The 15,261-nt window shown below is 68.5% G+C and carries 13 protein-coding genes; 5 read left to right on the plus strand and 8 right to left on the minus strand.

Annotation, left to right across the window (positions count from 1 at the left end; genetic code table 11):
- Nucleotides 1-313: 313 nt before the first annotated feature.
- Nucleotides 314-1,420 carry a TRAP transporter substrate-binding protein gene (locus G5B31_RS14225; protein WP_165018803.1) on the minus strand — a complete coding sequence of 369 codons (1,107 nt, stop codon included), beginning with the start codon at nt 1,418-1,420 and terminating at the stop codon, nt 314-316.
- 148 nt (nt 1,421-1,568) lie between these two features.
- Nucleotides 1,569-2,171 carry a glutathione transferase GstA gene (gstA, locus tag G5B31_RS14230; protein ID WP_165018805.1) on the minus strand — a complete coding sequence of 201 codons (603 nt, stop codon included), beginning with the start codon at nt 2,169-2,171 and terminating at the stop codon, nt 1,569-1,571.
- 403 nt (nt 2,172-2,574) lie between these two features.
- Between gstA and G5B31_RS14235 the strand changes: the two genes are divergently transcribed.
- Both G5B31_RS14235 and ilvN read left to right on the plus strand, forming a co-directional pair.
- The gene (locus G5B31_RS14235) at nt 2,575-4,320 is read left to right on the plus strand and encodes an acetolactate synthase 3 large subunit (RefSeq protein ID WP_165018807.1); all 1,746 of its coding nucleotides are present in this window, start codon (nt 2,575-2,577) and stop codon (nt 4,318-4,320) included.
- 69 nt (nt 4,321-4,389) lie between these two features.
- Nucleotides 4,390-4,950, plus strand: a complete 561-nt coding sequence (gene ilvN, locus G5B31_RS14240) for an acetolactate synthase small subunit (RefSeq protein ID WP_165018809.1) — start codon at nt 4,390-4,392, stop codon at nt 4,948-4,950.
- A 287-nt stretch (nt 4,951-5,237) separates the two neighbouring features.
- Here ilvN and G5B31_RS14245 read toward each other — a convergent pair whose 3' ends face one another.
- The 4 genes from G5B31_RS14245 to G5B31_RS14260 form a co-directional block, all read right to left on the minus strand.
- Nucleotides 5,238-5,924 carry a hypothetical protein gene (locus tag G5B31_RS14245; RefSeq protein ID WP_165018812.1) on the minus strand — a complete coding sequence of 229 codons (687 nt, stop codon included), beginning with the start codon at nt 5,922-5,924 and terminating at the stop codon, nt 5,238-5,240.
- A 16-nt stretch (nt 5,925-5,940) separates the two neighbouring features.
- Nucleotides 5,941-6,717 carry an enoyl-CoA hydratase-related protein gene (locus G5B31_RS14250; protein WP_165018814.1) on the minus strand — a complete coding sequence of 259 codons (777 nt, stop codon included), beginning with the start codon at nt 6,715-6,717 and terminating at the stop codon, nt 5,941-5,943.
- A gap of 142 nt (nt 6,718-6,859) precedes the next feature.
- Nucleotides 6,860-7,315 (minus strand): cytochrome c-type biogenesis protein, encoded by a 456-nt coding sequence (locus G5B31_RS14255; protein WP_165018816.1) that lies wholly within the window; start codon nt 7,313-7,315, stop codon nt 6,860-6,862.
- Entirely contained in the window at nt 7,312-9,276 is a 1,965-nt protein-coding gene (locus G5B31_RS14260) for a heme lyase CcmF/NrfE family subunit (protein ID WP_165018818.1), read from the minus strand. The genes G5B31_RS14255 and G5B31_RS14260 overlap by 4 nt, the downstream gene beginning before the upstream one ends.
- 385 nt (nt 9,277-9,661) lie before the next feature.
- On the opposite strand from G5B31_RS14260, the gene rocF reads away from it, so the two are divergent.
- Nucleotides 9,662-10,585: an arginase gene (gene rocF / locus G5B31_RS14265; RefSeq protein ID WP_165018820.1), complete on the plus strand. Its 924-nt coding sequence runs from the start codon at nt 9,662-9,664 to the stop codon at nt 10,583-10,585.
- Nucleotides 10,586-10,705: 120 nt separating this feature from the next.
- Here rocF and G5B31_RS14270 read toward each other — a convergent pair whose 3' ends face one another.
- Both G5B31_RS14270 and G5B31_RS14275 read right to left on the minus strand, forming a co-directional pair.
- A complete protein-coding gene (locus tag G5B31_RS14270; protein ID WP_165018821.1) occupies nt 10,706-11,755 on the minus strand; it encodes a lysine-2,3-aminomutase-like protein in 1,050 nt (349 codons plus the stop codon).
- 37 nt (nt 11,756-11,792) lie between these two features.
- Nucleotides 11,793-12,062, minus strand: a complete 270-nt coding sequence (locus G5B31_RS14275; protein WP_165018823.1) for an usg protein — start codon at nt 12,060-12,062, stop codon at nt 11,793-11,795.
- Between the two features lie 193 nt (nt 12,063-12,255).
- Here G5B31_RS14275 and gyrA point away from each other — a divergent pair, with 193 nt between their 5' ends.
- Together gyrA and G5B31_RS14285 are read left to right on the plus strand one after the other, a co-directional pair.
- A complete protein-coding gene (gyrA, locus tag G5B31_RS14280) occupies nt 12,256-14,973 on the plus strand; it encodes a DNA gyrase subunit A (protein WP_165018825.1) in 2,718 nt (905 codons plus the stop codon).
- Nucleotides 14,960-15,256, plus strand: a complete 297-nt coding sequence (locus G5B31_RS14285) for a hypothetical protein (protein ID WP_165018827.1) — start codon at nt 14,960-14,962, stop codon at nt 15,254-15,256. The genes gyrA and G5B31_RS14285 overlap by 14 nt, the downstream gene beginning before the upstream one ends.
- The last annotated feature ends 5 nt before the right edge of the window (nt 15,257-15,261 follow it).

The following is a 15,261-nucleotide window of genomic DNA, read 5'->3' on the forward strand; positions in this document are numbered from 1 at the left end:
CGTAGGGGAAGCCCACATCCGACAACAGAAGGCCCCGGAAAAACCGGGGCCTTTTCATTTCATCTGTCGGGGCCGAGATCGGGAGCGGGCGGGAGAAGGCGAGGCACTGCCTCGCCCCCGCCCGTGCGCAGCGGTTGCACCCGGAAACATTGGTCACACGAAACCCGAGAGGCCAGCGCCCGACCCGGCGGGCGAGAAGCGCCCGCCGAGGGCGGGGCGGGCGCTGGCCGGGCCTGAAGGCCCGGCCGGGATGGTTGAAGCGGCATCGCGTGGCGAAGGCGACGGCCTTCGCCATGGCGGCCCGGACTGGCCCTTAAAGCTTGCCCTGCTGCTGCAGCGTCATCATGAACACGTCGTAGTTGTATTCGGCGATCTGCGCGTTCAGGTAGGCGTCCTTGCGGAAGGCGTCCTGCGAGGCCTTGATCTTGGCGAAGGTCTCGTTGCCGGCCGAAACCTCGGCATAGGTCTGGTTCGAGGCGTCGAAGGCCGCCGACAGCACGTCCGCCGGCAGCGGCCGCAGCTGCGCGCCGTTGGCCACCAGCGATTTCAGCGCCGTCGGGTTCTTCCAGTCGTAGCTGGCCAGCATGTCGGTGTTGGCCACCACGCAGCCCGCGCGCAGCGCCGCCTGGTAGGACTTCGGCAGTTCGTTCCACTTCGCCAGGTTGATCATCGTGGCGATGGCGGGGCCGCCTTCCCACCAGCCGGGGTAATAGTAGTAGGGCGCGACCTTGTGGAAGCCCAGCTTCTCGTCGTCATAGGGGCCGACCCATTCGGCGGCGTCGATGGTGCCTTTCTCCAGCGAGGGATAGATGTCGCCGCCGGCGATCTGCTGCGGCACCACGCCCAGCTTCTCGATCACCTTGCCGGCGAAGCCGCCGATCCGCATCTTCAGCCCCTGAAGGTCGGCGACCGAGTTGATCTCCTTGCGATACCAGCCCGCCATCTGCACCCCGGTGTTGCCGGCGGGGAAGGCGATCAGGTTCTGGGTGGCGTAGAACTCGTTCATCATGTCGATGCCGCCGCCGTAGTAGAACCAGGCGTTCATCATCCGGGCGTTCAGCCCGAAGGGCACCGCGGCGCCAAGCGCATAGGTCGGGTCCTTGCCCCAGAAGTAGTAGGGCACGGTATGGCAGGCCTCGACCGTGCCTTCCGAGACCGCATCGGCGGCCTCCAGCCCCGGCACCAGCTCGCCGGCCGGGAAGACCTGCAGGGTGAACTTGCCGTCGGTCATTTCCGACACATAGGCCGCCATCGTGTCCGCCGCGCCGAAGATCGTGTCGAGCGACTTCGGGAAGGAGGAGGTGACGCGCCAGGTGATGGTGGGCGCGTCCTGCGCGATGGCCGGGGCGGCAAGCGCCGAGGCGCCCGCGGCGGCCACGCCGCCGAGACTGGCCTTGGTCAGGAAAGAGCGACGATCCATAGGGTTCCTCCACTGTCATTGGGGCACACGGGCCCGGAACGTGGAGGAAGCCTAGCCGCGGCTTTCGCCGATGCAAACGGTTTTCTGGCGGTTGGCGGCCCGCGGCCGGATCGCCCGCCGGGGGTGCCGCAACGTCAGGCAGAAGGGCTCAGCCCTGCCCCTCGGCCTTCAGTGCCGCCTGCACCGCCGGGCGGGCGGCGATGCGGGCGCGCAGCCGCTCGATCCGCGGGAATTTCGACAGGTCGTGGCCGAGCGGCTTCGACCAGTTGGTCACCGTGAAGAGATAGCCGTCGGCCGGGCTGTAGTCGCCGCCCGCCAGCCAGTCGCGGCCGTCGGCCAGCCTCTCCTCGACCAGCGCGAGGCGGCTGTCGAGAAGCTGCTGCTGCGCCTCGCGCGCCGCGCCCTCCAGCCCGCGGAAGAAGGGGGAATAGGTCTTGTGGACCTCGGTCGCCACGAAGTTCAGCGCCTCCTGCAGCCGCGCCCGCGCCAGGGTGCCCGGCGCCGGCAGGGTGCCCGGCTTCGCGCTGTCCATCACATATTGCATGATGGCGACGCCCTCGGTCAGCACCTCGCCGCCGTCCAGCTCCAGCACCGGCACCGCGCCGCGCGGGCTGACCTTGCGGAAGTCGGCGCCGGTCTCGGTCACCTTCGCCTTCAGGTCCACCTTCTCGGCGCCGTAGGCGACGCCCGCCTCTTCCAGCGCGATATGCGAGGCCAGCGAACAGGCCCCCGGCGAATAGTAAAGCTTCATCCCGTCTCTCCCGACCCGCGACCGCCGCGGCACGGCCCTTCCTACCCCTGCCGCGCGCCGGGGCAAAGGGCCGGCGCCGACTCACGGCGCACAGCTGCCGACGGATCGGTGCGGATTTGCGGAAGTTGCGCAATCCACCTAACCATCGCAAGAATAGTTCAAGATTTGCGCGCCCTGCGACACTTTAGATGCAGATTTGCGGTTGACGCCCCGTTTCGCCCGCCCTAGTGTCCGCCGCGAAAGCCAAAGAGGGGCGGCAATGCTGCACATTCTCGTAGTTGGGGGGCAAAGGCGCATGGGCCGGTGACGGCAGCCATATCAGGCACCCATGCGCCCTCGGGACCCCACCCCGGGGGCTTTTCATTGGCGAAGAACGGCGACGCAGAACGGCAAGGATGAAGCGATGACAAGGTCGATGACCGGCGCGAGGATGGTGGTTCAGGCGCTGAAGGATCAGGGGGTCGAAGTGGTCTTCGGCTACCCCGGCGGCGCCGTGCTGCCGATCTATGACGAGATCTTCCAGCAGAACGACATCCGCCACATCCTCGTGCGCCACGAACAGGGCGCCGTCCACATGGCGGAAGGCTACGCCCGCTCCACCGGCAAGCCGGGGGTGGCGCTGGTGACCTCGGGCCCCGGGGCGACCAATGCCGTCACCGGCCTGACCGACGCGCTGATGGATTCGATCCCGATCGTCGTGCTGACCGGCCAGGTCCCCACCTTCATGATCGGCACCGACGGCTTCCAGGAGGCCGATACGGTGGGCATCACCCGGCCCTGCACCAAGATGAACTGGCTGGTGAAGGACACCGCGAAACTGGCGGAAACCATCCACCAGGCCTTCCATGTCGCCACCCACGGCCGCCCCGGCCCGGTGCTGATCGACATCCCGAAGGACGTGCAATTCGCCAATGCCGAATACACCCCGCCGCAGAAGGCGAAGGTGGATCACTACCAGCCGCGGGTGAAGGGCGACATCGAGGCCATCACCCGGCTGGTCGAGATGCTGGAAGTGGCGGAACGCCCGATCCTCTACACCGGCGGCGGCGTCATCAACTCCGGCAAGGCCGCGAGCCAGCTCTTGCGCGAGCTGGCCGATGCCACCGGCATTCCCGTCACCTCCACCCTGATGGGGCTGGGGGCCTATCCGGCCAGCGGCAAGGGCTGGATCGGGATGCTGGGGATGCACGGCCTCTACGAGGCCAACCTGGCGATGCACGGCTGCGACCTGATGATCAACATCGGCGCCCGCTTCGACGACCGCATCACCGGCCGGATCACCGATTTCTCGCCGAAGTCGAAGAAGGTGCACATCGACATCGACCCCTCCTCGATCAACAAGGTCATCCGCGTCGACGTGCCGATCATCGGCGATGTCGGCCATGTGCTGGAGGACGTGCTGAAGGTCTGGAAGGCCCGCGGCCGCAAGGTCAACAAGGCCGGGCTGGCCAAGTGGTGGGCGCAGATCGAGGACTGGAAGCGGGTCAACTGCCTGGCCTATGCCCCGGGCGAGAAGACCATCAAGCCGCAATACGCCCTGCAACGGCTGGAGGCGCTGACCCGCGGCCGCGACCGCTACATCGCCACCGAGGTCGGCCAGCACCAGATGTGGGCCGCCCAGTTCCTGAGCTTCGACGAGCCGAACCGCTGGATGACCTCGGGCGGCTTGGGAACCATGGGCTACGGCCTGCCGGCCAGCATCGGCGTGCAGATCGCCCATCCCGAGGCGCTGGTGATCAACGTCGCCGGCGAGGCCAGCTGGTTGATGAACATGCAGGAGATGGGCACGGCGATGCAGTTCCGCGCCCCGGTCAAGCAGTTCATCCTGAACAACGAACGGCTGGGGATGGTGCGGCAATGGCAGGAGCTGCTGCACGGCGAGCGCTATTCCTCGTCCTGGTCGGAAAGCCTGCCCGATTTCGTCAAGCTGGCCGAGGCCTTCGGCTGCAAGGGCATCAAGGTCTCCGACCCGAAGGACCTGGACGACGCGATCAACGAGATGCTGGCCTATGACGGCCCGGTGATCTTCGACTGCCTGGTCGAGAAGCACGAGAACTGCTTCCCGATGATCCCCTCCGGCAAGCCGCACAACGAGATGCTGCTGTCGGCGGATGCCGATGCTTTCAAGTCGGGCGCGGTGCTGGTGTGAGATGTCGCGGTGGGGGCTTCGCGCCCCCACACCCCCGCGGGATATTTATGGACAGATGAAAGGGCAGAGATGTCTGCGCTGAATATCAAAAAGGGCTCGACCAGCCATTCCGCCTATGACCTTCGGGACAGCCATTCCCAGGCCGAGGAAAGCCATACCCTTGCGGTGATCGTCGAGAACGAGCCGGGGGTGCTGGCCCGCGTGATCGGCCTGTTCTCGGGCCGCGGCTACAACATCGACAGCCTGACCGTGGCCGAGGTGGACCATACCGGCCACCGCTCGCGCATCACCGTCGTCACCCGCGGCACCCCTTCGGTGATCGACCAGATCGAGGCGCAGCTGAGCCGGATGGTGCCGGTCCATGCCGTCCACGACCTGACCGCCGAGGGGCCGAGCGTCCAGCGCGAGCTGGCGCTGATCAAGGTGGCCGGCAAGGGCGACGCAAGGATCGAGGCGCTGCGGCTCTGCGAGATCTTCCGCGCCAAGGTGGTGGATTCGACGCTGGAGAGCTTCGTCTTCGAGATGACCGGCCCGCCGGAGAAGATCGACGCCTTCGCCGACCTGATGCGCCCCTTGGGGCTGAAGGAGATCGCCCGCACCGGCGTGGCGGCGCTGTCGCGGGGGGCTTAGGGCAGACTGTCCCAGACTTTCCACAGGATGAATTCGGGCAGGAGAAGGCAAGGCACTGCCTCGCCCCGCCCGTGCGCGGCAGGTCACCCGGAGACCTGTCGGCACGAAAACCCCGAGAGGCCAGCGCCCGACCCGGCGGGCGTGTAAGCGCCCGCCGGGGGCGGGGCGGGCGCTGGCCGGGCCTTTGGGGCCCGGCCGGTCCTGTTGCAGCCGGTGTGCTATGGCGAAGGCGATGGCCTTCGCCTAGGAGGCCGGGGATCGGGTCCGGCGAAAGCCCCTCACCACCGTCACCGCGGCCGGGTCAGCCGCTCCTCCACCCGGCCCTTGACCAGCCAGGCCACCGCGAAGGCCCAGATCGCCACCGCCTCGAACCACAGCACCAGCATCCAGTCGTTGACGATCCGCTGTGGGCCCTCGGGGCCGCGGATCTTGAACCAGCTGGCGACGATCACCAGCACCGTCATCGCCAGGATGGTCCAGCCGCAGGCCCGGTAGATCCGTCGCCGCATCGGCTTGGCGGTGCGGGCGAATTTCCGCAGGCACAGCGCGGCCAGCGCCGAGAGGAACAGCACCGCGCTGAAATAATGCGCCGCCGCCGCCACCTTGTAGCCGAGCGCCTGCTGGGTGATCGAGCCCAGCAGGTTGGCCTGCATCCTGGTCTCGTTGGGGAAATAGGCCACGCCGAAGGCGGCGATGCCGGCGACGGTGGTGATCAGGTCGTCCGAGACATGCTCGCCCCGGCCGGGGTTGTGGCCGGGATAGGCGATCAGGAACAGGCCGATGGCGGTCAGCGTGCCGACGAAGGCGTCGCGCATCAGCGTGTGGTAATAGTCCGAGATCGAGGGCTCCACCGTCTGCTGGCTCAGCCAGCCGCCGAGGATCAGCAGCACCGGCAGCGCCAGCCCCAGCCAGCCCAGCATCTTGCGGATGCGGTAGTAGGAACGGACGACATCGTCGCGGTTCGGCTGGTCCATCCGCCCTGCGGCCCCCTCAGGCCCCGCGGAACCGGGGCGTGCGTTTTTCAAGGAAGGCGGCGACGCCTTCGCGGAAATCCTCGGTGGCGCCGCAGCGGCCCTGAAGCCCGGCCTCCAGCGCCAGGGCCTGGGAGAGGTCGAGATCGAAGGAGGCCCGCAGCGCCTGTCTCACGGCTTGATAGGCGATGGTCGGGCCCTTGGCCAGATGTCCCGCCCGCGCGGCGGTCACCGCGGCGAACTCGGCATCCGGCACCGCCTCCCAGATCATGCCCCAGTCGGCGGCCTGGCAGGCGGTGATCTTCTCGGCGAAGAGCGCCGCCCCCATGGCGCGGGCAAGGCCGATCTGCCGCGGCAGCCAATGGGTGCCGCCGGCGTCGGGGATCAGGCCGATGCGGGTGAAGGCCTGGATGAAGTTGGCCGACTCGGCGGCGATCACCACGTCGCAGGCCAGCGCCAGATTGGCCCCTGCCCCGGCCGCGGCGCCGTTGACGGCGGCGATGGTCGGCACCGGGCTTTCGGTGATCAGCCGCAGGAGCGGCACGTATTCCTCGTTCAGGATGCGGGTGAAATCGACGGCGGCGATGTTCCCGGCGTCCTGGAGGTCCTGGCCCGAGCAGAAGGCGCGCCCCGTCCCGGTGATCACGATGCAGCGGGCGGTATTGTGCAGGACGCTCAGCGCCTCCGCCATCTCCAGCCGTAACTGGCGGGAAAGCGCGTTCATCACCTCCGGCCGGTTCAGCGCGACGGTGCCGATGCCGTCTTTTTCGGTGACAAGGATCGTCTGGTAGCTCATCGCGGCCCTCCCTCTGGACCGCGAGGATGGCGCGGGCGGCGGGAAAACCCAAGCGGAACGCGGCGTCAGGGCCTCGTCGGGAACTTCGTTCCTCCTCGGAAGGTTCCGCGAGGAGAAGCCGAAGGCGAACGACGAGCCCGCCTCAGCGCTTCAGGATTTCCTCCAGCCGCGCCTGTTCCTCCGCCGTCAGCCCCTCTTCCGGCACCTTGCCGCGGCGGCGGAAGGCGGCGAAGGCGATGCCGCCGCCCAAGAGCAGCACCGCCGGGCCGGCCAGCCAGAGGATCAGGTTCGCGCCCGATTTCGGCGGGTCGAACAGCACGAATTCGCCGTAGCGGGCGACGAGGAAATCCAGCACCTGCTGGTCCGTATCCCCCGCCACCAGCCTTTCGCGGATGATGATCCGCAGGTCGCGGCTGATGCGGGCATTGCTATCGTCGATGCTTTCGCCCTGGCAGACCGGGCAGCGCACCGAGCGGCTGATCTCCCGCGCCCGCGCCTCCAGCGCCGGATCGGCCAGCATCTCGTCCGGCTGCACCGCGAAGACCGGCACCGCCGACAGCGCCAGAGCCAGCGCCCATGCCTTGGCCCGACCGCTCATTCCGCCGGCACTCCCGCCGGAACCCGGCGCGCGCCCGCCGCCACCCGGTAGCGCCGGTCGGTCAGGCTCAGGAGCCCGCCGAGCGCCATCAGCAGCGCACCGCCCCAGAGCCAGTTGGCGAAGGGCTTGACGTAGCCGCGCACCGCCCAGCCGCCGCCCTGCTGCGGATCGCCGATCACCAGGTAGAGGTCGCGCAGGAACCCGTAGTCGATGGCGGCCTCGGTCGTCGGCATCGCCTGCACTGGATAGACCCGCTTCTCCGGGTGCAGCACCGCGACCTGCGCCCCCCCTCGCGTCACCACCATCTCGGCGGTGGTGGAGGTGTAGTTCGGCCCCGGCTCCTCGCGCACCTCTTTCAGCGTCACCTCGTAGCGGCCCAGCGGGAAGGTCTCGCCCAGTTGCGCCACGCGGATGTCCTCGACCGCCCAGGCGTTCATCGCCGCCACGGCGAAGACCACCACGCCCAGGCCGCAATGCGCCGTGGCCTTGCCCCAGTCGGCCCGCGGCAGCCGCAGCAGCCGGCCGAGCCGGTCTCCCGACCGCCCGGTGCGGGCCCAGAGGTCGCGCAGCGCGCCGAAGACCACCCAGGCCCCCAGCATCGCCCCCACCGGGCCGAGCGCCGAGCGTCCGGTCTGCAAGGCGAAGGCGAGGCCGCCGAGCGCCACCGCCAGCACCGCCACCGGCGCCAGGCTGCGCAGGGCGCGCGGCAGGTCGCCGCGCTTCCAGGCCAGCATCGCGCCCGGCGGCAGGATCACCGCCAGCGCCACGAAGAAGGGCGTGAAGGCGGCGTTGAAGAAGGGCTCGCCCACCGAGATGCTGCGGCCGGAGGTGATCTCGGCCACCAGCGGCCAGATCGTGCCGATGAAGACCACGAAGGCGGCGACGGCCAGCAGGATGTTGTTCGCCACCAGCGCGCTTTCCCGGCTGACCATGGCGAAAAGTCCCTTCGCCTCCATCGCCCCGGCGCGGGCGGCGTAGAGCACCAGCGCGCCGCCGGTGAAGAAGGCGAGGATGGCGAGGATGAACACCCCCCGCTCGGGGTCGGAGGCGAAGGAATGGACGCTGGTGATGACGCCGGACCGCACGATGAAGGTGCCGATCAGCGAGAAGCCGAAGGCCATGATCGCCAGCAGGATGGTCCAGCTTTTCAGCGACTCGCGCTTTTCCACCACGATGGCGGAATGCAAGAGCGCGGCGGCCAGCAGCCAGGGCATGAAGCTGGCGTTCTCCACCGGGTCCCAGAACCAGAACCCGCCCCAGCCGAGCTCGTAATAGGCCCACCAGGAGCCGAGGGCGATGCCGATGGTCAGGAAGATCCAGGCCGCCAGCGTCCAGGGCCGCACCCAGCGGGCCCAGGCGGCGTCCACCCGGCCCTCGATCAGCGCGGCGACGGCGAAGCTGAAGGCCATGGAGAGGCCCACGTAGCCGAGGTAGAGGAAGGGCGGATGGAAGGCGAGGCCCGGGTCCTGCAGCAGCGGGTTCAGGTCCTGTCCGTCCAGGGGGGGCACCTGCAGCCGCCAGAACGGGTTGGAGGTGAAGATCAGGAAGGCGAGGAAGGCCGCGCCGATCATCCCCTGCACCGCGATGACGCGGGCCTTCAGCGCCGCGGGCAGGTTCTGGCCGAACCAGGCGGCGGAGGCGCCGAACAGCGCCAGGATCAGCACCCAAAGGAGCAGCGAGCCCTCGTGGTTGCCCCAGACGCCGCTGATCTTGTAGAGCATCGGCTTCAGGGTGTGGGAATTGGCGGTGACCACGGCCAGCGAGAAATCCGACACCACGAAGGCCCAGGTCAGCACCCCGAAGGCGGCGGCGACCAGCAGGAACTGCGCCACCGCGGCGGGCGCGGCCAAGCCCATCAAGGCGCCGTTGCGGGTCTGCGCGCCCCAGAGCGGCAGCACGGCCTGCACCGCGGCCACCATCAGCGCCAGGATCAGCGCGAAATGCCCAAGCTCGACGATCATCCGGTTCTCCCCAAGGTGGCCCATCCTACCCCCGCGCCCGGCCGCTTCCAATGCCCTGCGCGCATGGGTCGCAATCCTGTCATCGGTGACCCGGCGGCGCCGCTGCCGCGGCATTCCTTTGGTTGCGGCCGGTGGAGTCTCCTGCGGCTGCTGTCGGCTGATGGGGGCATTCTGCCCCCCATGCCATCGGTTTCTCGAACCGATGGCGAAACCGATGGCATACCCCTGAGGATATTTAAGTCCAGAAAGAGGAGAAAGCCTCTGCCCTCTTTCTGGACTTAAATATCCCCGCCGGAGGCATCCGCCGCTTTCCACCCGGAGACCGGCCGACCATATGGCAAGACCGTGCCCTTCCGTGTATCCCTTCCCTCAACCGGAGGACCCCATGCCCAGAACCATCCTGATCGGCGCCCCCATCGACTCGGGGCAGAAGCGGCCCGGCTGCCTGATGGGCCCTGCCGCCTACCGCGTGGCCGGCATCGCCCGCGAGATCGCCGCCGAGGGCCACGGGGTCGAGGACTGGGGCGACCTGGCGCTGCCGGACCTGCCGCAGGTCTCCTGCCCCAATCCGGCGGTGCATCTGCTGGCCGAGACGGTGGGCTGGACCACGGCGCTGGCCGACCGGGTGGACGACGCGCTGTCGCAGGGCGGCTTCCCCATCGTCATGGGCGGCGACCATTCGCTGGCGCTCGGCTCCGCGGCCGGGGCGGCGGCCTTCGCCGAACGGCAGGGGCGGCCGCTCTACCTGCTGTGGCTGGACGCGCATTCCGACTTCCACACGCCCTTGACCACCACCTCGGGCAACCTGCACGGCACGCCGCTCGCCTATATCGCCGGCCGCGACGGTTTCGACGCCTTCCCGCCCTTCCCCGCCCCGGTCCCGGCGCATCGCATCTGCATGTTCGGCATCCGCTCGGTCGACCCGGCCGAACAGGCGGCGATGCAGGAATGCGACATCGCCATCAACGACATGCGGGTGATCGACGAGCGCGGCATCGTCGCCCCCCTGCGCGAGTTCCTGACCCGCTGCCGCGAGGAAGGCGGGATGCTGCACGTCAGCCTGGACGTGGACTTCCTCGACCCCTCCATCGCCCCGGCGGTCGGCACCACCGTCCCCGGCGGCGCCACCTTCCGCGAGGCGCATCTGGTGATGGAGCTGCTGCACGAGAGCGGCCTCGTGACTTCGCTCGACCTGGTGGAGCTGAACCCCTTCCTCGACGACCGCGGCATGACGGCGCGGCTGATGGTGGACCTGGTGGGCAGCCTGATGGGCAAGAAGGTCTTCGACCGGCCGACGCGGTCCAAGTGACCGCCCGCCGGGGGCCAGCCCCCGGACCCCCGGGATATTTGGAGACAGATGAAATCCATCGGGCTTTTCATCTGTCCGTAAATATCCTGGGGTCCGGGGCAAAGCCCCGGGGCTTGCCGCCTAGAGATCGCGGTAGGAATGCCGGCGCCCCTGCGGGTCGGTGACGGTCCAGCTGCCGTCCTCCTGCGGCTCCAGATGCCCCGGCCCGATGGGAACCTTGCCGTAACCTCCCGGGATGTCGAGGATATAGGTCGGCAGCGCGGTGCCGGAGAGGCGGCCGCGCAGGGCCGCCATGATCCGCTGGCCCTCGGCGATCGGCAGGCGGAAATGCGCGGTGCCTTTGGCCAGGTCGGGGTGGTGCAGGTAGTAGGGCTTCACCCGGTTGCGGATCAGGGCGCGGAACAGCGCCTCCAGCGTGTCGGGGTCGGCGTTCACCCCCTTCAGCAGCACCGTCTGCGACAGGAGCGGCACCCCGGCCCGGACGAGGCGCGACAAGGCGGCCTCGGCCCCGGGGGTGATCTCGTCGGCATGGTTGGTGTGGACCACCACCCAGACCGCCGGGCGGATGTCCAATGCCGCGACCAACGCCGGGGTTATCTTCTCCGGCGCCACGACGGGCACGCGGGTGTGGAAGCGGATCACCTGCACCGAGGGAATCTCCGCCAGCCGGTCCAGCATGTCCTTCAGCCGCCGGGCCGAGAGCACCATCGGATCGCCGCCGGTCAGGATCACCTCCCAGACCTGCGGATGGTCGCGCAGGTAGTCCAGCACCTGCACGAATTCCGCCTCGGCCAGCGCGCCGGCCTCGCCCACCGCCTCGCGGCGGAAGCAGAAGCGGCAATAGACCTCGCAGGTTTGCGTCGCGTGCAGGATCACCCGGTCGGGATAGCGGTGGGTCAGGCCGCGCACCGGGCGGTGCGCGTCGTCGCCGATCGGGTCGGCCAGTTCCTCGGGCCGCACTTCCAGCTCCGCCGCCTGCGGCAGGAACTGCGCCCGCACCCCCTGCCCCGGCAGCGCCGCCATCGCCGGGCTGACCCGGATGCGGAAGCCCTCGGCCACCCGCTCTAGAACGTCGCGATCCTCCGGCGCGGCCAGACCCTCGCGGATCAGGTCGTCCGGCCCGGTCAGGGCGCGTCTGCGGGCGCGGATGGGAGGGTCGAGGCGGCTCATCCCGCGCCCTTACGCAGGCCGACCGGCCTGCGCAAGATCAATGCAGCCGGAACTCTCCCACCACGTTGCGCCATTCCGCGGGCGCGATCAGCTTCCTGTGGGTGAAGCGCACCGAATGCAGCGGCCCCTCGATGTTCTCCTGCCAGAACTCGATGAAGCGGAACAGCCCGGGATAGTCCGGCGCCAGATCGTAGTCCTGCCAGACGAAGGTGTTGAGAACATTGCGGTAATCCGGCATCCGGTAGAAAAGTTCGGCCGTGGTCAGGCCGTATCCTTTCAGCATCAGCTCTGTCTCTTGTGCCTGCATGGGGTGTCCTCCTTTGGTCTCCCCCATCTGAATCATGCCACAGATGAATTCTTTATCAACGATTTCAATCTGTTGTCAGTCACCCCCGGCGGCTGCCAGCGCCCTGCACCCCCTGCCATTGCACCCCACCTGCGGTATGGTGTAACCTGCCGCCAACCAAATCTTGGGCCCGAGGGGCCAGCAAGGGCAGACCGTGAGCGATACCCCCGAAGATACCGAAATCTCTGGCGAAAAGCCGGAACGGCCGGGCTGGCACGGCCCGCAGGTCGACATCGTCCAGGAGATGAAGACCGCCTACCTGGATTACGCGATGAGCGTGATCGTCGCCCGCGCCATCCCCGACCTGCGCGACGGGCTGAAGCCGGTGCACCGCCGCATCCTCTTCGCGATGAGCGAGACCGGCAACACCCATGACAAGCCCTACCGCAAGTCGGCCCGTCCGGTGGGCGACACGATGGGGAAATACCACCCCCACGGCGACAGCGCGATCTACGACGCGCTGGTGCGGATGGCGCAGCCCTTCAGCATGTCGCTGAAGCTGCTGGACGGGCAAGGGAACTTCGGCTCGATGGACGGCGACATGGCGGCGGCCATGCGCTATACCGAGGTGCGGATGGACAAGCCCGCCGCCTTTCTGCTGGCCGACATCGACAAGGACACCGTCGATTTCCAGGACAACTACGACGGCAAGGACCAGGAACCCACCGTCCTTCCCGCCCGTTTCCCCAACATGCTGGTCAACGGCGCCGGCGGCATCGCCGTCGGCATGGCGACCAACATCCCGCCGCACAACCTGGGCGAGGTGGTGGACGGCACCCTTGCCATGATCGAGAACCCCGACATCGGCATGGAAGCGCTGATGGAGATCATCCCGGCGCCGGATTTCCCCACCGGCGGCCTGATCCTCGGCCGTTCCGGCGCCCGCAAGGCCTATCTGGAGGGCCGCGGCTCGGTGATCATCCGCGCCCGCACCCATGTCGAGGAGGTGCGCAAGGACCGCTGGGCGATCATCGTCGACGAGGTGCCCTATCAGGTCAACAAGGCCGCGATGATCGAGAAGATCGCCGAGATGGTGCGCGACAAGCGGATCGAGGGCATCTCCGGCGTCGCCGACGAATCCGACCGCATCGGCGTGCGGGTGGTGATCGAGCTGAAGCGCGACGCCACCCCGGACGTGGTGCTGAACCAGCTGTTCCGCTTCACCCCGATGCAGATTTCCTTCGGCTGCAACATGCTGGCGCTGAACGGCGGCCGGCCCGAGCAATTGACGCTGCGGGATTTCCTGCATCATTTCATCACCTTCCGCGAAGAAGTGGTGGCCCGCCGCACCGCCTTCGAACTGCGCAAGGCGCGCGAGCGCAGCCATATCCTCTGCGGCCTGGCCGTGGCGGTGTCGAACGTGGACGAGGTGGTCGCCACCATCCGCGCCTCGGCCACGCCGGCGGATGCGCGCGAGCGGCTGATGGAACGCCGCTGGCCTGCGCACGAGATCGCGCCCTTCATCCGGCTGATCGACGACCCGACCCATACGATCAACGAGGACGGCACCTACAACCTGTCGGAACGCCAGGCCCGCGCCATCCTGGACCTGCAACTGCAGCGGCTGACCCAGCTGGGCGTCAAGACCATCACCGACGAGCTGGAAGAACTGGCCCGCCAGATCAAGGACTACCTGGAAATCCTCGGCTCGCGCGACCGGATCATGGCGATCATCTCGGACGAGCTGCGCGAGGTGAAAGCCGCCTTCGCCGTCCCCCGCCGCACCGAGATCGTCGACTGGTCCGGCGACATGGAGGACGAGGACCTGATCGAGCGCGAGGACATGGTGGTCACCATCACCTCGGGCGGCTACATCAAGCGCACGCCGCTGGCCGAGTTCCGTGCCCAGAACCGCGGCGGCAAGGGCCTGTCCTCGATGGCGACCAAGGAAGACGACGTGGTGACCACGCTCTTCGTCGCCAATACCCATACCTGGCTGTTGTTCTTCACCACCGACGGCATGGTCTACAAGCTGAAGACCTGGCGGCTGCCGCTGGCGGGCCGCACCGCCAAGGGCAAGGCCTTGGTCAACATCCTGCCGATCGGGCCGGGCGTCACCATCGCCGCGCTGATGCCGGTGGACGAGCCCGAGGAGAACTGGGCCAGCCTGCAGATCGTCTTCGCCACCTCGGACGGCGACGTGCGGCAGAACGACCTGTCCGACTTCACCAACGTGATGCGCAACGGCAAGATCGCCATGAAGCTGCCCGAGGGGGTCTCCCTGGTGAACGCGGCGATTGCCGACGAGAACGACGACGTGATGCTGGTGACCTATCTCGGCCGCGCCATCCGCTTCTCGACCCAGGAGATCCGGGTGTTCAAGTCCCGCGGCTCGACCGGCGTGCGCGGCATCCGGCTGGCGGAAGGCGACCGCGTGGTGTCGATGTCGATCATCCGGCATTTCGAGGCCGAGGCCGACGAACGCGCCGCCTATCTGAAGCAGCGCCGGCTGATGGCCGGGGTGACCGAGGACGAGGCCGACGACGAAGAGGAAGCCGTGGCCGGGGGCCAGCTGTCGACCGAACGCTATGCCGAGATGTCGGCGGCCGAGGACCTGATCCTGACCGTCACCGCCGGCGGCTCGGGCAAGCTGTCGTCCTCGCACGACTATCCCGTCCGCGGCCGCGGCGGCATGGGCGTCAAGGCCATCTCGCCCGGCCCGCGCGGCGGCCGCATCGTCGCCTCCTTCCCGGTCGGCCTCAGCGACCAGATCATGCTGGCCACCTCCACCGGCCAGTCGATCCGCGTGCCGGTCGATCAGGTCAGCTTCCGCTCCCGCTCGGCCGGCGGCGTCCGGGTCTTCAACGTCGGCGCCGAGGAGGAAGTGGTCTCGGTCGCCCGCGTCGCCGACCAGGGCGATGACGAGGCTTGAATCCCGCCTCGCCGCCCTGGCGGCGGCGGGGGAAACCATCGCCTACGGCGCGCTGGCGCGAGAGCTCGGCCTGCGGATGGGCGAGCTGACCGCCGCGCTGGAGGCGCTGATGGAGGCGGATGCGCGGGCGGGGCTTCCCCTGCGCGCCGCGCTTTGCGAGGGGCGCTTCGCCGGCGGCCTGCCGGCCCGCGGCTTCTTCGACAAGGCGGCGGACCTGGGCTTCGACACCTCCGACCCGCAGGCCCTGACCGCGCAGCACCGCGCCGCGCTTTTCGCCAAGTGACTCCT

The sequence above is a fragment of the Rhodobacter sp. SGA-6-6 genome (genome assembly GCF_011043545.1).
Classification (GTDB): domain Bacteria; phylum Pseudomonadota; class Alphaproteobacteria; order Rhodobacterales; family Rhodobacteraceae; genus Pseudogemmobacter.

Coding starts and splice junctions, on each gene's coding strand:
- G5B31_RS14255 (WP_165018816.1), bottom strand. CDS start 7,315: ATGAGCGGTCGGGCCAAGGCATGGGCGCTGGCTCTGGCGCTGTCGGCG.
- G5B31_RS14285 (WP_165018827.1), top strand. CDS start 14,960: ATGACGAGGCTTGAATCCCGCCTCGCCGCCCTGGCGGCGGCGGGGGAA.
- G5B31_RS14270 (WP_165018821.1), bottom strand. CDS start 11,755: ATGAGCCGCCTCGACCCTCCCATCCGCGCCCGCAGACGCGCCCTGACC.
- G5B31_RS14245 (WP_165018812.1), bottom strand. CDS start 5,924: ATGGACCAGCCGAACCGCGACGATGTCGTCCGTTCCTACTACCGCATC.
- gstA (WP_165018805.1), bottom strand. CDS start 2,171: ATGAAGCTTTACTATTCGCCGGGGGCCTGTTCGCTGGCCTCGCATATC.
- G5B31_RS14275 (WP_165018823.1), bottom strand. CDS start 12,062: ATGCAGGCACAAGAGACAGAGCTGATGCTGAAAGGATACGGCCTGACC.
- ilvN (WP_165018809.1), top strand. CDS start 4,390: ATGTCTGCGCTGAATATCAAAAAGGGCTCGACCAGCCATTCCGCCTAT.
- G5B31_RS14225 (WP_165018803.1), bottom strand. CDS start 1,420: ATGGATCGTCGCTCTTTCCTGACCAAGGCCAGTCTCGGCGGCGTGGCC.
- G5B31_RS14235 (WP_165018807.1), top strand. CDS start 2,575: ATGACAAGGTCGATGACCGGCGCGAGGATGGTGGTTCAGGCGCTGAAG.
- G5B31_RS14250 (WP_165018814.1), bottom strand. CDS start 6,717: ATGAGCTACCAGACGATCCTTGTCACCGAAAAAGACGGCATCGGCACC.
- G5B31_RS14260 (WP_165018818.1), bottom strand. CDS start 9,276: ATGATCGTCGAGCTTGGGCATTTCGCGCTGATCCTGGCGCTGATGGTG.
- rocF (WP_165018820.1), top strand. CDS start 9,662: ATGCCCAGAACCATCCTGATCGGCGCCCCCATCGACTCGGGGCAGAAG.